Here is a 16,246-nt window from a genome sequence, read left to right on the forward strand (position 1 = left end):
GCCAGTTCAGCCGATCCGGCGCAGGCGACGCCGTGCCAACAGCAGCGCCACCACCGTGACCGCCAGCAGCACCAGCAGGTGGCCAGCCATGCTGCCCACCGACGGCAGCCCGACCACCGGCAACGCCAGCTGCGCCAGATGCCAGGTTGGCCACAGCGGTGCCATCATCGAGAACACCTTGGGCAGCGCCGACAACGGCAGCCACAGGCCCGACAGCAGGGCCAGCGGCAGGTAGACCAGGTTGACCATCGCCGGCGCCGCGCTGGCACTGACATGACTGCCGATCAGCAGGCCGATCGCCCCCAGCGGCAGCGCTGCCAGGCCCGCCACCGCCAGCAGCTGCAGCATCTGCACTGCCTGCAGCTGCACGCCACCCAGCGCGCGCGCCACCCCGATCAACAGGGCGGCTACCAGCAACGCGAACATCACGGCCATCGCCAGTCGCGCCAGCAACGGTGCCGCCGCCGGCATCGGCAGCGCTCGCTTGAGGGTCAACAGGCCGCCTTCACGGTCCAGCGCCAGCTGCACGCCGAAGCCGAACAGGGCCGGGGCCATCGCACCGAACACGCAGTAGGTGGCCAGCAGGTAGAGCGGTGCATGGCCGCGGCCCAACAGCACGCCGAACAACAGGTAGAACAGCACCGGGAACAGCAGCGAAGGCACCGCGAAGGCGGGTGTACGCCAGGCGCGGCGCAGCTCGGCCACCAGTTCAGCGCCGTACGGGCGCAAGGCCTGGCGCCACGCCGATACCGGCGCGGGTGTAGTGCCGGTACGGGTCATCGTGTTCATGCGGCCTCCCGGGTCATGTCGAGGAAAGCGTCGGCCAGTGCCGCGCCCTGTACTTCCAGCTCACGCAGCTGTGCATCGGCGGCCAGCAGGCGCGCCACCACCGGCTCGGCCGGGCTCGCCAGCAGCTGCAGATGCTCGCCGTCACGCTGCACCTGCTGCACGCCCGGCCATTGCTGTACGTCTTCAACAGTCAGCACGCTGCGGCAGCGGATGCGGCGCGGGCGATCGGCCAGCCGCAGCTCGCTCAACGGTGCGTCGGCCAGCACCCGGCCCTGCTCCAGCACCACCACCTGCTGCGCCAGCGCTTCGGCCTCTTCCAGATAGTGGGTGGTCAGCAGCACGCCGCAGCCTTCGGCCACCAGCTGCCGGATCGCCTGCCACATCGCCTGCCGCGCCTGGATATCCAGGCCGGTGGTGGGCTCGTCCAGGAACAGCACGCGCGGGCGGCCGCACAGCGCGATGGCGAACTGCACCGCGCGCTGCTGGCCACCGGACAGCTGACCGTAGCGACGGCCTGCCAGTGCCTGCAGGCCTGCGCGCTGCAGCACCTCCTGCAGCGGCATCGGGTCCGGATAGCAGGCGCTGGCCTGCGCCACCAGTTCGTCCACCTGCAGCATCGGCGGCAGGCTGGTGCTCTGCAGCATCACGCCCAGGCCGAGGCGGCTGCTGCGCTGCTGCGGGTCGCCACCGAGCAGCTCGACCTGGCCGGCATCGGCGCGGCGCAGGCCCAACAGCACGCTGATCGCGGTACTCTTGCCGGCACCGTTGCGGCCCAGCAATGCCAGCACCTGGCCAGCGCGGACCTGCAGGTCGATGCCCTGCAGGGCGGTATGGTCGCGGTAGCGCACCTGCACCTGCTGCAGGCGGGCCAGCGACGGGGCGATCGGATCCATGGGCGGTACCGGTAGCGGGGACGTTGCCATCCTGTGCCGCCGTGGTCACATTTCGCAGTTGCCGCCGTCAGTGTCATCGGATGACAGCTGTCACTGCCGTCATCGCTGTGCCTGCCTTCATGCTGTGCCGCACGCTCCACCGCCGGAACCGCCGCCGTCCGCGCTTCCGGCCACACCCGCCCGAACGCCTGTGATGGAACGAATGAACGCTTCTGCCGAGCTGTTGAAGGAACTCCGTATCGACCGCAAGTCGCCGCCGCCCGCCTCCGGTGGTGGCAGCAATGGCGGTGGCCGTCGTTGGCTGTGGATCGCGATCATCGTGGTCGTGCTGCTGATCGCCGCTGCCGTGGCCTTCCTGCTCGGCCGCGCGCCGGCCGTGGAGGTGGAAACCGCGCCGGCGGTGGCCATCCAGCAGGGCAACGCCAGCAGTTCGGTGCTCGATGCCAGTGGCTACGTGGTCGCCCGGCGCATGGCCACGGTCTCGGCCAAGATCACCGGCAAGGTGCGCGAGGTGATGATCGAGGAAGGCATGCGGGTCGAAGCCGGCCAGGTGATGGCCACCCTGGATCCGATCGATGCCGATGCGCAGCGCAGCCTGTATGCCTCGCAGTTGCAGGCCGCGCGCAGCCAGGTGGCCGGGCTGGAGGCACAGCAGAAGCAGGCCGCCGTCGAAGCCAGCCGCCTGCAGGCGCTGGTCGGCCAGCAACTGGTGTCACGTTCGCAGTACGACCAGGCCGTGGCCCAGCGTGACAGCCTGCGTGCGCAGCTGGAAACGGCCCAGCGCAACGTCAAGGTCGCCAACGACCAGCTGGCCATTGCCGATCTGGGCGTGGACAACAACATCGTGCGCGCGCCGTTCTCCGGCGTGGTCACCGCCAAGGCCGCGCAGCCGGGCGAAATCGTTTCGCCGCTGTCGGCGGGCGGTGGTTTCACCCGTACCGGCATCGGCACCATCGTCGACATGGACTCGCTGGAGATCGAAGTCGAGGTCGGCGAGGCCTTCATCGGCCGCGTGCAACCGAAGATGCCGGTGGAAGCCACGCTCAACGCCTATCCGGAGTGGAAGATTCCGGGCGAGGTCATCGCCATCATCCCCACTGCCGACCGCGGCAAGGCCACGGTGAAGGTGCGCGTGGCGCTGAAGGTGAAGGACCCGCGCATCGTGCCGGAGATGGGCGTGCGGGTCAGCTTCCTGGAGCAGGCGCAGCCGCAGGCGGCCGCCAAACCGCAGGGCGTGCGCGTGCCGGCTGGCGCGGTGGTCCAGCGCGAGGGCGCCTCGGTTGCCTTCGTACTGGGCGACCAGAGCCGCGTGCAGCAGCGCACGGTCGAGGCCGGCCAGGCGATGGGCAAGGACCGCCAGATCCTCAAGGGCGTCAGCGCGGGTGAGTCGGTGGTGGTGAACCCGCCGGACACCCTGCGCGATGGCGCCAAGGTGCAACAGAAACAAGCGCAGTAACGGTCTGGCGCCCATGGGCGCCGCCGGCAACACCGCTCGACGCACGCCTGCGGCCACCGCAGGTGCGCTTCCCCGTTTCCCGCCTTCCGTGGAGAACCACCCATGTCGACCCTGGTTTCACTGCGCAACATCACCAAGACCTACCAGCGTGGCCCCGAGAAAGTGCAGGTGCTGCACGGCATCGACCTGGACATCGCCAGCGGCGACTTCGTCGCGCTGATGGGCCCGTCCGGCTCGGGCAAGACCACCCTGCTCAACCTGATCGGCGGCCTGGACAACCCCAGCGGCGGCGAGATCAGCATCGAAGGCGAGCGCATCGACCAGATGAGCGGCAGCCAGCTGTCGACCTGGCGCAGCCACCACGTCGGCTTCGTGTTCCAGTTCTACAACCTGATGCCGATGCTGACCGCGCAGAAGAACGTGGAGCTGCCGCTGCTGCTGACCCATCTCAATGCCGCGCAGCGCCGCCGCAATGCCGAGATCGCGCTGACCCTGGTCGGCCTGGCCGACCGCCGCAGCCATCGCCCCAATGAACTGTCCGGCGGCCAGCAGCAGCGCGTGGCGATCGCGCGGGCGATCGTCTCCGACCCGACCTTCCTGATCTGCGACGAACCCACCGGCGACCTCGACCGCCAGTCCGCCGAGGAGATCCTCGGCCTGCTGCAACAGCTCAACCGCGAACACGGCAAGACCATCATCATGGTCACCCATGACCCGAAGGCCGCCGAGTACGCCACGCACACGGTGCACCTGGACAAGGGCGAGCTGGCCGACGCGCCGCTGGCCCACTGACGGAGGCCACGGCGATGAAATACTTCTCGTTGGTGTGGGCGCAGCTGTTCCGCAGCCGCACGCGCACCCTGTTGACCCTGCTGTCGGTGGTGGCCGCGTTCCTGCTGTTCGGCATGCTCGACTCGGTGCGCGTGGCGTTCTCGTCCGGCGGCAGCGTGGAAGGCGCCAACCGCCTGGTGGTGGCCTCGCGGCTGTCGATCACCCAGTCGCTGCCGATCCGCCTGGAAACCCAGATCCGCCAGGTGGCCGGCGTGCGCGACGTGGCCTACGGCATGTGGTTCGGCGGCATCTACCAGGATCCAAAGAACTTTTTCCCGAACTTCTCAGTGTCGCCCAACTACTTCGATGTCTACCGCGAACTGCAGATCGATCCGGCCCAGCTGGAGGACTGGAAGCAGACCCGCACCGGCGCCATCGTCGGCGAATCGCTGGCCAAGCAGTTCGGCTGGAAGATCGGCGACACCATCCCGTTACAGGCCACGATCTTCCCGCGCGGCGGCAGCAACGACTGGCCGCTGGAACTGAAGGGCATCTACCGTTCCAAGGACCGAGCGCTGGCGGCCAACGAAGAACGCCAGTTGATGATGAACTGGAAGTACTTCGATGAATCCAACGACTACATCAAGAACCAGGTGAGCTGGTACACGGTGACGCTGGACAACCCGGATCATTCCTCGCGGGTAGCGCAGGCCATTGATGCAATCTCGGCCAACTCCGACCACGAGACCAAGACCCAGACCGAGTCGGCGTTCCAGCAGGCCTTCGTCAAGCAGTTCGCCGACATCGGCATGATCGTCACTTCAATCATGGGCGCGGTGTTCTTCACCCTGCTGCTGTTGACCGGCAACACCATGGCGCAGGCCGTGCGCGAGCGCGTGCCGGAGCTGGCCACGCTGAAGACGCTGGGCTTCAAGGACAGCACCGTGCTGACCCTGGTGATGGTGGAGTCGGTGCTGCTGATCGGCCTGGGCGGCCTGATCGGCATGGGCCTGGCCGCACTGATCCTGCCGGCGATCGGCCCGAAGAGCATGGGCATGCTGCCGCCACACGTACCGACGCCGACCTGGCTGATGGGGCTGGGCCTGATCGTGGTGATCGGCATCATCGTCGGGTTGTTGCCGGCGCTGCGTGCCAAGCGCCTGAAGATCGTCGACGCACTGGCCGGCCGCTGAGGAGGACACCGACATGTTCAAGAGCAAACTCAAGAAATGGCTGGGCAACGGCCTGACGGTGCTGCTGCTGGTGATCGGCCTGGTGCTGTGGATCAGCCTGCCGTGGTTTGGCGTGCTGGCCGTGGCCGTGCTGGTGGCACTGTGGCTGCTGCTGACCCGTGGCGGACGGTTGGCGCTGGCCGCCACCCGCATCGGCGTGGCCAGCCTGCCGCAGCGCTGGGGCGCGTCCTCGGTGATCGTGGTCGGCATCGCCGGCGTGGTCGGCGTGCTGGTGGCGATGCTGGCGATGGGCGAAGGCTTCCAGGCCACGCTCAACAATACCGGCGACGACACCACCGCCATCGTGCTGCGCGGCGGCTCGCAGGCCGAGACCAACTCGGTCATCACCCGCGAGCAGGTGCCGACGTTGTCCACCCTGCCCGGTATCAGCCGCGATGGCGAAGGCCGGCCGCTGCTGTCGCCGGAGCTGTCGCAGGTGGTCAACCTGGTGTCGAAGTCCGACGGCACCGACGTCAACGCGCAGTTCCGCGGCGTTGGTCCGCAGGCCTGGGCCGTGCATGACAAGGTCAAGATCATCGAAGGCCGCAAGTTCGCAGCCGGCCTGCGCGAGATCGTGGTCGGCCAGGGTGCCAAGGGCCAGTTCCGCGACATGGACGTGGGCAGGACGCTGACCCTGGGCAACCAGACCTGGACCGTGGTCGGCGTGTTCGCCACCGGCGATGCGCACGATTCGGAGCTGTGGACCGACGCCGATACGCTGGCCACCACCTACCAGCGCAGCGCCTGGCAGTCGATCAGCGTGCGTACCGATGGCAAGGCCGGCTTCGAGCAGTTCAAGGCAGCGGTCGCCGCCGACCCGCGCCTGAAACTGGACGTGGAAACCACCCGTGTCTACTACAGCAAGCAGGGCGGCGGGCTGACCAAGCTGATCGACATCCTCGGCAAGGTGATCGGCACGATCATGGCGGTGGGTGCAGTGTTCGGCGCACTCAACACCATGTATGCGGCCGTGGCCACCCGTGCGCGCGAGATCGCCACCATGCGCGCGATCGGCTTCCGCGGCCTGCCGGTGGTGACGGCGGTGATGCTGGAGACCATGCTGCTGGCGTTGCTGGGTGGCCTTCTGGGGTGTGCGGTGGCGTGGCTGCTGTTCAATGGCTACAGCGTGTCCACCATCGGCAGCAACTTCAGCGCGGTGGTGTTCAAGTTCCACGTGTCGCCGGAACTGCTGTGGACCGGACTGAAATGGGCGCTGGGCATCGGCCTGGTCGGCGGCCTGTTCCCGGCGCTGCGCGCGGCCCGTTTGCCGATCACCACGGCGTTGCGCGAAACCTGAGCATCACACAGCGGTGGACTGCGCATCACGCAGGGGACGGAGCGAAGGCTCCGTCCCTTTTCTTTTGCGCGTCATCCACGCTTGGTGGTGAGCCAGGACGTCCAGTAGATCCACGCCATGCGTGGATGGATGCCGGCGCACGCGCACGGCTACAGATTGCGGGAAATACGCCGCTATCGATGCCTCTGCCCATCGCAAGCGCAACGCGCGTGACGTCGCGCACATCCCATCTGTGGATTGTTGGTTGCGATTCATTTTCGCGCACATCCGCGGCGCAGAGGCAAACAGTTACGAATGGAAACATTCTAGAATCGCCCCCCCACGTTGGTTTGCAGCACCCCACGCGTCCATAGAACGGGCGCTTGTTTTCCTGAAACACGAGATTTCACGGATGTCCCTGAAAACCAATCCGCTGCGCAACGCGATCGTCATCGCGCTGGCCGCCAGCTGCACCACCCCCGCCTTCGCACAGAGCGCCGGCGATACCCCGACCAACCTCGATCGCATCGAAATCACCGGCTCGCGCATCCGCCAGGCCAGTGTCGAGACCGCACAGCCGGTCGTCGCGCTCAGCCGCGCCGAGATCGAGAAGAAGGGTTACATCAACGTCGCCGACATCCTGCAGGACGTCACCGCCGCCGGCGCACCGAGCCTGAGCCGCTCGTCGTCGCTGAGTTCTTCGCGCGACTTCGGCGGCACGTACGTCAGCCTGCGCAACCTCGGCCCGGAGCGCAGCCTGGTGCTGATCGACGGCCGCCGCATGGGCGTCAGCGCCGGTGGCTACTCCGACCTGGCTTCGATTCCCTCGGCGATTGTCGAGCGCGTGGAAGTGCTCACCGATGGCGCGTCCGCGCTGTACGGCTCGGACGCCATCGCCGGTGTGGTCAACATCATCACCCGCAAGAACTTCGACGGTGGCGAAGCCAGCGTCTACGTCGGCCAGTATGGTGAAGGTGACGGCCAGAAGCGCTCCTACAGCGCCACCTTCGGCAAGACCTTCGACCGCGGCTGGTTCAGCGTCGGCGCCGAGCGCACCAAGGAAGACGAGATTCTCGGCAGCGAGCGCGAGTTCAGCCGTTACCCGGGTGGCCCGCGCCATCCCGACGACGTCAAGGCACTGAACCAGACCACGCAGTGGGGCAGCGTCACCGTCGACGGCAAGTCGCTGACCGTGGGCCCGGGCGGCGACCCGAGCCAGAAGGGCAACTTCCACACGCCCAATCCGGCCGATGGTGCTAACACCAAGACCAACATGAGCCTGCTGAGCGGCCTGGAGCGCACTTCGGTGTTCGCCAACGGTGGCTTCTCGATCACCGATGACCTGCGCATCGTGGCCGACGCGCTGTACAGCAAGCGCGAGTCGACCAAGCACCTGGCCGGCTACCCCTACTCGGTGTCCACCGCACAGGCGCGCAACGGTTCCCGTGCTGCCCTGTCCAAGGACAGTGCGTTCAACCACTGGGGCCAGGACGCGCTGTTCTCGCACCGCACCGAAGAAATGCCGCGTGCGACCGAGAACAACCTGGACACCAAGCGCGCCAGCATCGGCCTGGAAGGCAGCTTCGAAACCGGTTCGCGTTACTGGGACTGGAACGTCAGCTACATGTACAACCGCAATGAAGGCGAGCGCATCGGTACCGGCAGCATGTACCAGCCGCACGTCGACCTGGCGGTCGGCCCATCCTTCATGGATGGCACCGTGGCACGCTGCGGCAGCCCGGGCGCAGTGATCGCCGGCTGCGTGCCGTGGAACCCGGCCGCGCCGATGGGCTATGCGGGCCCGGGCTCGCTGAGCAACCAGGACGTGCAGGACTACCTGTTCACCCGCTTCGTCGACAAGATGAAGAGCACCACCAAGGTCGCCAGCGCCAACATCTCCGGTTCGGTGTTCACCCTGCCGGCCGGCGACGTGATGGCCGCGATGGGCTTCGAGCACCGCAACGAAGAAGCCAGCTACACCCCGGACCTGATGGTGCAGAAGGGCCAGATTGCCGGCACCACCGGCCAGCCGACCCGTGGCGACTACTCGCTCAACGAGGTCTACCTGGAACTGCAGGTACCGCTGCTGGCCGACATGCCGTTCGCGCGTGAACTGTCGCTGGACCTGGCCGGCCGCTACACCGACTACAACACCTTCGGATCGACCACCAACAGCAAGTTCGGCCTGAAGTGGAAGCCGATCGACAGCCTGCTGGTGCGCGCGACCTATGGCACCGGCTTCCGTGCGCCGACCGTGGACGACCTGTACGGCGGTGCGGTGAAGAGCCGTGATTCGTTCACCGATCCGTGCGATACCTCGTTCGGCATTGCTGCCAGCAGCGCGACCGTGGCCGCACGCTGCCAGGCGCTGAAGGTGCCGGCTGACTTCCGCCAGCAGACCGCGTCGGAAGGCAACGTCGCCAACCGTCCGGGCCAGCAGGGCATCGCCGATTTCGACTCCGGTTCCAATGCGAACCTGAAGCCGGAAACCGCCAAGACCTGGACCGTGGGCCTGGTGTACAGCCCCGAGTTCGTGCCGGGCCTGGACGTCAGCCTGGACTGGTGGAAGATCCGCATCGACAACGCGATCGTGGGTGAGTCGGCCACCGACATCCTCAACCAGTGCTACGTGCAGGGCGTGGATTCGGCGTGCGGCCGCTTCACCCGTTCCACCAGCGCCAAGACGCTGGGTCAGGTGACGTCGCTGGACCGCTCGCTGGTCAATGCGGGCTACCGCGAAACCGCCGGCTACGACTTCAGCCTGCGTTACCGCCTGCCGGAAACCGCGTTCGGCCGCTTTGCCGCCACCTGGAACACCACCTACACCGACTACCTGGAGCAGCGCAACGACAGCGCCGCCACCACGCCGGTGGAGCAGAAGACCGGCTGGCAGGGCAACTTCCGCGTGCGTTCGACCTTCAACCTGGATTGGCAGTACGGCGACCTGGGCATCGGTTGGACCGCCCGCTACTACTCGGGCATGAAGGAAGCCTGCTCGTATGACCTGGCCGGTGGCCCGGACTGCAACATGGCCGGCTTCGTCTCGCCGTACACCGATGCGCAGCCGAGCCGCAAGGTGGGCTCCAACACCTTCCACGACCTGCAGGTGCGTTACAGCCTGCCGTGGGACGGCACCGTGTCGCTGGGCGTGAACAACGTCTTCGACCACCAGGGTCCGATCATGTACAGCCAGCCGAACAGCAGCTTCACCTACTACGGTGGCTTCGACATCGGTCGTTTCATGTACATGAAGTACCAGCAGCGCTTCTAAGCCTGCAACCGCGTTCCCGCCACCGCCATCTCTCTCTCCTGGCGGTGGATGGAAGCAGAACGGCGCCCTTCGGGGCGCCGTTCTTTTTTGGGTGGAAGCGGGTCGGATCCCCTCGCCCTGCGAAGGGCTCTGATCCCACGCGACGGATAGAACAGGGTCAGAGCCCTCCGCGTTGCGGAGGGATCCGACCCCGCAGCCCCGCCGGCGCTAGCGCTTGGCGCGCATCGTGCGGATGTTGTCACCGACGAACAGGATCAGGCCGGCCCAGATCGCGGCGAAGCCGATCGCCTTGGCAGTATCGAACGCTTCGTGGAAGAAGAACACGCCCAGCAGCAGCTGCAGGCTCGGCGCGATGTACTGCAGGATGCCGACCAGCGACAGCGGGATGCGCTTCACGCCGTAGGCGAAACCGATCAGCGGCACTGCGGTCACTGCGCCACCGAAGACCAGCAGCAGGTCATTGCGCCAGCCCCAGCCGTGGAAGAACGCGCCGCCATGGCCGTTTTCCGCCCAGATCGCGAAGGCCAGCGCCGGCAGGAACAGGTACATGCTCTCCACGCCCAGGCCGGCCACCGGATCGACCGAGACCAGCTTGCGCAGCAGGCCATACAGGCCGAACGAACAGGCCAGGCCCAGCGCGATCCACGGCGGCGTACCCGCGTCGATGGTCAGCCAGGCCACGCCCACCGCCGCCATCGCCACCGCCACCCACTGCAGGCGCCGCAGCCGCTCCTTCAGCACCAGCACGCCCAGCAGCACGTTCACCAGCGGGTTGATGAAGTAGCCCAGGCTGGTCTCGATCACATGGCCGGCGTTGACCGCCCAGATGTACAGGCCCCAGTTGAAGGCGATGGTCAGGCTCGACACCAGCAGGATCGGCAGCGCGCGCGGCTGCGCGGCGATCTTCTGCCACCAGCCCAGGCGCGAGCTGATCAAGAGCCAGCCCAGCACCATCACGGTGCTCCAGATGATGCGGTGGGCGATGATCTGGAACGAGGGTACCTCGTTGAGCAGGTGCCAATAGACCGGCACCAGGCCCCAGATCACGAAGGTGGATGCGGTGACCAGCAGGCCCCGGCGTTGTTCTTTCTCGTCCATGCTCACTTCTTTCTCGTCCTTGCCATTGTCAGCACCACCACACCCAGGAGAATCACCGCCATCGCCAGCAGGTCGCGCCAGCCGAAGCGCTCGCCGTTGAGCAGCGCGCCCAGCAGCACCGCGATCACCGGATTGACGTACGCATAGCTGCCGGCCAGCGCCGGCCGCACGTTCTGCAGCAGCCAGACGTAGGCTGTGAACGCAACGATGGAACCGAACACGCACAGGTAGGCCATCGCCAGCAGGCCACCGGTATCGGGCAGCGTGGTCGGGCGCTCGCCGACCGCCAGGCCGATCAGCACCAGCAGCACGCCACCGCAGATCATCTGCCCGGCGGCGGTCATGAACGGGCCCGGCAGGTCCAGGCCGCGCGCCCACACCGAACCGAAGGCCCAGCCGATCGGCGCGATCAGCAGCAGCACCAGCCCGGTCGGCGAGGCCGTCAGGCTGCTGCCGGCGTTGAGCCAGACCACGCCGAGGAAGCCGATGGCGATGCCCAGCCACTCACCGCGGCTGGCATGCTGCCCGCGCAGCGCCGAGAACAGCGCCATCCACAGCGGCACCGAGGCCACCGCTGTCGCGGCCAGGCCCGAGGACACCTCACGCTCGGCCAGCACCACCATGCCGTTGCCCAGCACCAGCATGGTCACGCCCATCACTACCAGGTTGCGCCACTGCCGCAGGGTCGGGTTCGGCATCTTCCAGAACAGGCGCAAGGCCAGGAACATCAGGCCACCGGCAATGATGAACCGGCTGCCGGAAACCATCGTCAGCGGCAGCGCGCCGCCGTGCAGGGCCTTCGCGATGCCCAGGTAGGTCGAGCCCCAGACCACGTAGACCAGCAGCAATGCCAGCGCGACAAGGCCACCCCGGGGGGCAGCCGCAAAGGGAACAGGGGAAGCCGACATGACGCACCAGCGGGCGGGGGAAAACGGATTCTAGAGCGTTCGGCTGACGGAAATAACCCCGGTTCCGGGCACGCTGATTTGCACCTACAAAGGCACCGGGTTTTCCCTCGACAGGGTTGAGACAAACCCCGACGTCTGTTGCGCCGCCAGGCGGGTGGCAGTGTCATCCAAGCTGACGTATCGCACCCCGCCGAACACAAGTGAGATGCCGATCAAGGAAAGGATTGCTCCGATCACTGAAAACGGACTTGCCCAGCAGGTGTTGGGCCAATGACCTGAACAGGAGAACCACCATGACCTGCATACCGCCTCCACTCGCAATGCCGGTGGGAGTTGCTGGTGCTTCATTGCTGTGCTCACCCATTGAACCGGTCCTGATTGCCGTTGCAATCGTCATTGCCGTCCTGCCCATCTGAGGAGCATCCCGTGGAACCGAAAGCACTACCCACGCAGGCCAGATCGGTAGGGATGCACGGTTCGTGCATCTTGATTGAGACAACCGGAGCAGGCTGCGCAGCTGTCGGCATCGTTGTCGGCATTCTCATCAACCGGGGCATCCATCCGAAGTGATATCCCACTCGGGTGGGTCGGATCATCCGACCCACCCTCCGGAGACAATATGAAAGATCCAGCTCGAATGTTGGAACTCGCGGATGATCCTGCAGAACTGTCTGCACTGACGGAGATATTCGGAAGGAGATCGTCGCTCTTGGGCGTGCTCGAGGCCACTGGACGTGCGGCACGTATTCGCCAATGGGGATCGCTGATCAATGGAAGTGGGGACACCTCGACAAACCGTCAATCCATGCTTTCGATATGCCGTGAGTTCGATCAGGTAATCCTGCGCGACTTCTTCCACGATGAGTGCCGGAGCCACATGGGCAGTCCACTGTATGCGACGCCGGGGAAATTCTTCGTCAAGCCGCCACTGGCGGGAATGGTCATATACAAGGACGAGTTCGTGGACGTGCACTACATGCAGAGCTCGCCACTTCAGGCAGCTGCAGCATTCCAGGCCGGTGTCGAAACCGGAATCACCATCAACGGCACGGACTCACTGGTGTTCTTCACGGATACGCCCGGCGTCGAGTATCAGGTATACCCGGTCCACACCGGTGACGAATCCGACCCGCGGCTGGGCCCGCCTAGTCGAGGGCAGTCGGCTTCTGGTGACCATCTGTTCCTTGAGGGCGGCAGGCAGGGAATGCACCTTCTACATGGCTCCAGTCCGACGTCGATGATTGTCTGCCTCTCGTCCAGATCAAGGTCCGAGGTCACTCAGCACTTCTCCCTGCAGTCCGGAAAGCTCGTCGGCTGCACGGCGACAAGCGTAACCGACTCCCGGCTCCAGATCATCGCGACAGCATTGTCCTACCTGCGGGGGAGCGACAACACCGAAGCCTTGCTGGACATGTCGCGCCATCCGACGACATTCGTTCGCTGGAACGCGCTGAGGTCGCTCTACCGCGTTGACCCGGCAGCGGCATCCGAGCGACTGAAGGAAATGAGGGAGAACGATGTGAACGAAGAGATCAGGAAGCTTGCGACCCGCTCACTGGAACAAGGATGAGCAACCATGCCAATCCGCATTGAAGACACGTCCCAGGATTCGATCGGCCTGATGGAACTCGTGGACTACTTACACGATTCGGCGTTCGATCCCCGCGACCAAGAATCGATGATCTCAGTGGCCCCCGTGCTGAGGAAGCTGGGCAACAACCAGACATTCCTGAGCGAGATCATCTGCAAGGAACTCAAGGATTCGAAAAGCATTCAGGTCGATAACGACTACACACCCCAGGTCCTGATGCTCCATGCCCCACAGGTCTCGGGCCAGAGCTACTTCATCCGCGCATGCTTCTGGCCTGGCCATGAGGACGAGATCCTTGCTGCAAGCGGGCACAGCACGTTTTTCTATGGCATTCCGCACGACCACAACTTCAATTTCCTGACCATCGGATATCAGGGACCGGGGTACATAAGTGACTACTTCGAGTACGACTACGCGTCTGTTTGCGGAATCCCCGGAGAAAGTGTCGATCTCAGGTTCATGGAACGATCCCAGCTCAACAAGGGAAGCATGCTGCTGTACAGGGCATTCCAGGATGTCCACCAACAAATGGCACCAGAAAGCTTCTCGGTAAGCATCAACATCATGGAGCACTCACTGAGAAGTGTAACCATGGACCAGTACGAGTTCGAACCTGGAACCGGCACGATTTCGCAGATCATCAACCGCTCCAGCGCTGCGGCCATTTTCATGATCGCGGCTGCGACGGAAGATGGGGATTCGCAGCAACTGCTTCGCGATATTTTCAGGAGCCACCCGATGGACCGAGTGCGCATGGCTGCACTGGAAGCCCTGATTGCGAACTCGCCAACCCCCGAAGCCGCCCTTCAGTTGACCACCATGGTCCAGTCCAGGCACAGCCTGTTCATGCGATCCAGAGCCCGCCAATTGGCTGACGGTTTTGAAGAGAGGTCCCGCCATGCTTCTCGCTGAGCAGGTCTGCAAGCGGTTTGGCGAGAGGGTCGTGCTGCGGGACCTCGATCTTTGCGTACCTCCAGGGGAGATCGTTGGCATCATCGGTGCCAATGGCGTTGGCAAGACGACGCTCTTCCGTATCCTCTGCCATCTCATTCCTGCCGATTCCGGAACCGTAGCTTTTGGAACCGAAGCCGACACCGCCAGCGTACCGTACGTGGATATTGGCTATCTGCCCGAATCGCGCAGTCTCTTCTCCGAAGTCACCGTTGGAAGGACACTGGAGTTCTGGGCGCGACTGAGAGGGATGTCAGGAAAGCAGGCGGTGAAGGCACGCGATGTATGGCTTGAAGAAATAGGGCTGCTGGCGCGCGCCTCAAATCGAGTATCCAGCCTCTCCAAGGGCAACCTGCAGAAGCTGCAGCTCGCCGCCTGCATGCTTCACGACCCGGGCGTCCTGATCCTTGATGAGCCGTTCTCGGGACTGGACCCTGTAAACCAGATTGCCGTTGCCGACCTCATCAATCGTGCAGCACGCCAAGGCACAGCCGTTGTGCTTTCCGCCCACCACATTGAGTTGCTTCAGCGCCTCGCCAGAAGGATTCTCATGCTGAGGGATGGACAGCTTCATCCCGCCACGTCGCAGGACCTTCACCCTACCCGCATCGTGGCGCTCTCTCATCCTCTGCATTGCGAGTCCTCCCCGCATGACCTTCGACCGGAGAAAAGCTCATGCGAGTGAGCCCGTTCTTCATGATCAGCCTGTTCGAATTCAGAAGGCACCTGGACATTCGTGGCGAAGTTGCAGGTCTTCTATTGCTCGCAGTGATCGCATTGGTGAAGTTGGGTGGAGACGCCATTCTTGCTCGGGAGTCTGCAGCCGTCGTCCACTTGGATGCGCGAGGCACTCCAGTAGCGGGCCTGAGCGAGGGGCGCTTCCACTTCAGTGACGCGCTGGGAGATGGGGTATCAGGCGATCCACCAATTCTGTCCTCGGTGGCCGGAGACTATATTCTCCACACCGAGCAGCCGCCGGGCTGGCTTGGGGAACTGCAACGCAGCCTGGACACGCTCCACCGTCAACATTCTCTATCACTGCTCGGTGTAACCCGTGACCAGCTTCGGAAGGTGGACTCACCAGTCTCGCTACGCGTCATTGACTCTCGGGGCACCGCGGTCTTCGCGGACACATCCTTGACCGCTGTTTCAATCGCAATGGTGGTACTGACGACACTCGCCATACTTGGCTGCCTTGGCATGATTTTTCAGGGCCTGCTGGGAGAGCGCTTTGGTCATGCTACAGAAATGATCCTGAGTGCAGCGCCACCTGGGCTCTGGCTCGACTGCAAAGTTGCCGCGTCCATCCTTCATGGATTGAAGACGGTGGCAGTGTATGGGGTCTACGGTGCAATCGGTTGGACGCTGATGTCCGGTTCGGCGAGTGGGGATGCAACCTTTGCCGAAGGCAGTTGGAAGGTGATGCTCGGCCTGCTCGTGTTCTGCCTTCTGGGGCTCATGCTGTGGAACTGGTTTTTCGCCGCGTGCGCTACCGCGATTCGATCACCGCATTCAGCTTTCCGCAACACGCTCCCGGCTTTCCCACTGACGATGATCATGATTGGATTTGCTGGCCTGCGGACGCCCGACGGTGCATTCATGCACGTAATGTCCCTTTTTCCTTTCACGTCAATGGCTGCAATGCCGGTTCGGCTTCTGTACGTGAATGTGCCGATCTGGGAGATCGCGCTGTCCCTGTCGCTTCTGGCCTTCACGGCAGCACTTTTGCGGAAGTGGGCCCGCAGCAACTTCAGGACTGCCATCGTTTCCCCGGTTGAACCAACGCATACATCGTCTGATTGAGGCTGCCGAGAAGGGCTGCAACGGCTCTCCTTACGACGTATTAGCTATGGTCCCTGCCCCCCTGCGCTGTCACCCTGTGCGGTCCCATGCCCTGCCCCGCCCCTCCGGCACCGGGCGTTGACGTGGGATGCAGTACCTAGGAGGCTGGCCGTCAGCGCCCCGCGCGCGGCTGGCACCGATCTTTCCCGCACGGAAGCGCCGCATCGA

At 64.7% G+C, this 16,246-nt stretch carries 13 protein-coding genes; 9 read left to right on the top strand and 4 right to left on the bottom strand.

Going from position 1 to position 16,246, the window contains the following annotated elements; all coding sequences use genetic code 11:
* Window positions 1-6 precede the first annotated feature (6 nt).
* Both AC5P9N_RS18860 and AC5P9N_RS18865 read right to left on the bottom strand, forming a co-directional pair.
* Complete coding sequence (locus AC5P9N_RS18860; RefSeq protein ID WP_049433627.1) at window positions 7-789, bottom strand: ABC transporter permease; 783 nt, start codon at window positions 787-789, stop codon at window positions 7-9.
* The gene (locus AC5P9N_RS18865; RefSeq protein WP_005407730.1) at window positions 786-1,682 is read right to left on the bottom strand and encodes an ABC transporter ATP-binding protein; all 897 of its coding nucleotides are present in this window, start codon (window positions 1,680-1,682) and stop codon (window positions 786-788) included. The genes AC5P9N_RS18860 and AC5P9N_RS18865 overlap by 4 nt, the downstream gene beginning before the upstream one ends.
* 202 nt (window positions 1,683-1,884) lie before the next feature.
* On the opposite strand from AC5P9N_RS18865, the gene AC5P9N_RS18870 reads away from it, so the two are divergent.
* The 5 genes from AC5P9N_RS18870 to AC5P9N_RS18890 all read left to right on the top strand — a co-directional run bounded on the left by AC5P9N_RS18870 (window position 1,885) and on the right by AC5P9N_RS18890 (window position 9,688).
* On the top strand, window positions 1,885-3,138 hold the full coding sequence (locus tag AC5P9N_RS18870) for an efflux RND transporter periplasmic adaptor subunit (protein ID WP_099484555.1): 1,254 nt from the start codon (window positions 1,885-1,887) through the stop codon (window positions 3,136-3,138).
* Window positions 3,139-3,240: 102 nt separating this feature from the next.
* The gene (locus AC5P9N_RS18875) at window positions 3,241-3,930 is read left to right on the top strand and encodes an ABC transporter ATP-binding protein (protein WP_010486958.1); all 690 of its coding nucleotides are present in this window, start codon (window positions 3,241-3,243) and stop codon (window positions 3,928-3,930) included.
* 14 nt (window positions 3,931-3,944) lie between these two features.
* Entirely contained in the window at window positions 3,945-5,102 is a 1,158-nt protein-coding gene (locus AC5P9N_RS18880) for an ABC transporter permease (RefSeq protein ID WP_005407727.1), read from the top strand.
* 13 nt (window positions 5,103-5,115) lie between these two features.
* Entirely contained in the window at window positions 5,116-6,438 is a 1,323-nt protein-coding gene (locus tag AC5P9N_RS18885) for an ABC transporter permease (protein ID WP_005407726.1), read from the top strand.
* A 391-nt stretch (window positions 6,439-6,829) separates the two neighbouring features.
* On the top strand, window positions 6,830-9,688 hold the full coding sequence (locus AC5P9N_RS18890; RefSeq protein WP_099484556.1) for a TonB-dependent receptor plug domain-containing protein: 2,859 nt from the start codon (window positions 6,830-6,832) through the stop codon (window positions 9,686-9,688).
* Between the two features lie 207 nt (window positions 9,689-9,895).
* Here AC5P9N_RS18890 and rarD read toward each other — a convergent pair whose 3' ends face one another.
* Both rarD and yedA read right to left on the bottom strand, forming a co-directional pair.
* Window positions 9,896-10,792, bottom strand: coding sequence for an EamA family transporter RarD (gene rarD / locus AC5P9N_RS18895; protein ID WP_033833626.1), 897 nt, complete (start codon window positions 10,790-10,792; stop codon window positions 9,896-9,898).
* Window positions 10,789-11,694 carry a drug/metabolite exporter YedA gene (yedA, locus tag AC5P9N_RS18900; RefSeq protein ID WP_005407723.1) on the bottom strand — a complete coding sequence of 302 codons (906 nt, stop codon included), beginning with the start codon at window positions 11,692-11,694 and terminating at the stop codon, window positions 10,789-10,791. Before yedA ends, rarD begins: the two co-directional genes overlap by 4 nt.
* A 637-nt stretch (window positions 11,695-12,331) precedes the next feature.
* Here yedA and AC5P9N_RS18905 point away from each other — a divergent pair.
* The 4 genes from AC5P9N_RS18905 to AC5P9N_RS18920 are packed head-to-tail and all read left to right on the top strand — an operon-like array spanning window position 12,332 to window position 16,039.
* Entirely contained in the window at window positions 12,332-13,264 is a 933-nt protein-coding gene (locus AC5P9N_RS18905) for a HEAT repeat domain-containing protein (protein ID WP_229297675.1), read from the top strand.
* Between the two features lie 6 nt (window positions 13,265-13,270).
* Window positions 13,271-14,197: a hypothetical protein gene (locus AC5P9N_RS18910; RefSeq protein WP_005407721.1), complete on the top strand. Its 927-nt coding sequence runs from the start codon at window positions 13,271-13,273 to the stop codon at window positions 14,195-14,197.
* Window positions 14,184-14,921: an ABC transporter ATP-binding protein gene (locus AC5P9N_RS18915; RefSeq protein WP_099484557.1), complete on the top strand. Its 738-nt coding sequence runs from the start codon at window positions 14,184-14,186 to the stop codon at window positions 14,919-14,921. Before AC5P9N_RS18910 ends, AC5P9N_RS18915 begins: the two co-directional genes overlap by 14 nt.
* 11 nt (window positions 14,922-14,932) lie before the next feature.
* On the top strand, window positions 14,933-16,039 hold the full coding sequence (locus AC5P9N_RS18920; RefSeq protein ID WP_225792006.1) for an ABC transporter permease: 1,107 nt from the start codon (window positions 14,933-14,935) through the stop codon (window positions 16,037-16,039).
* Window positions 16,040-16,246 lie beyond the last annotated feature (207 nt).

It is taken from the genome of Stenotrophomonas sp. YJH_SMC_6, assembly GCF_059371335.1.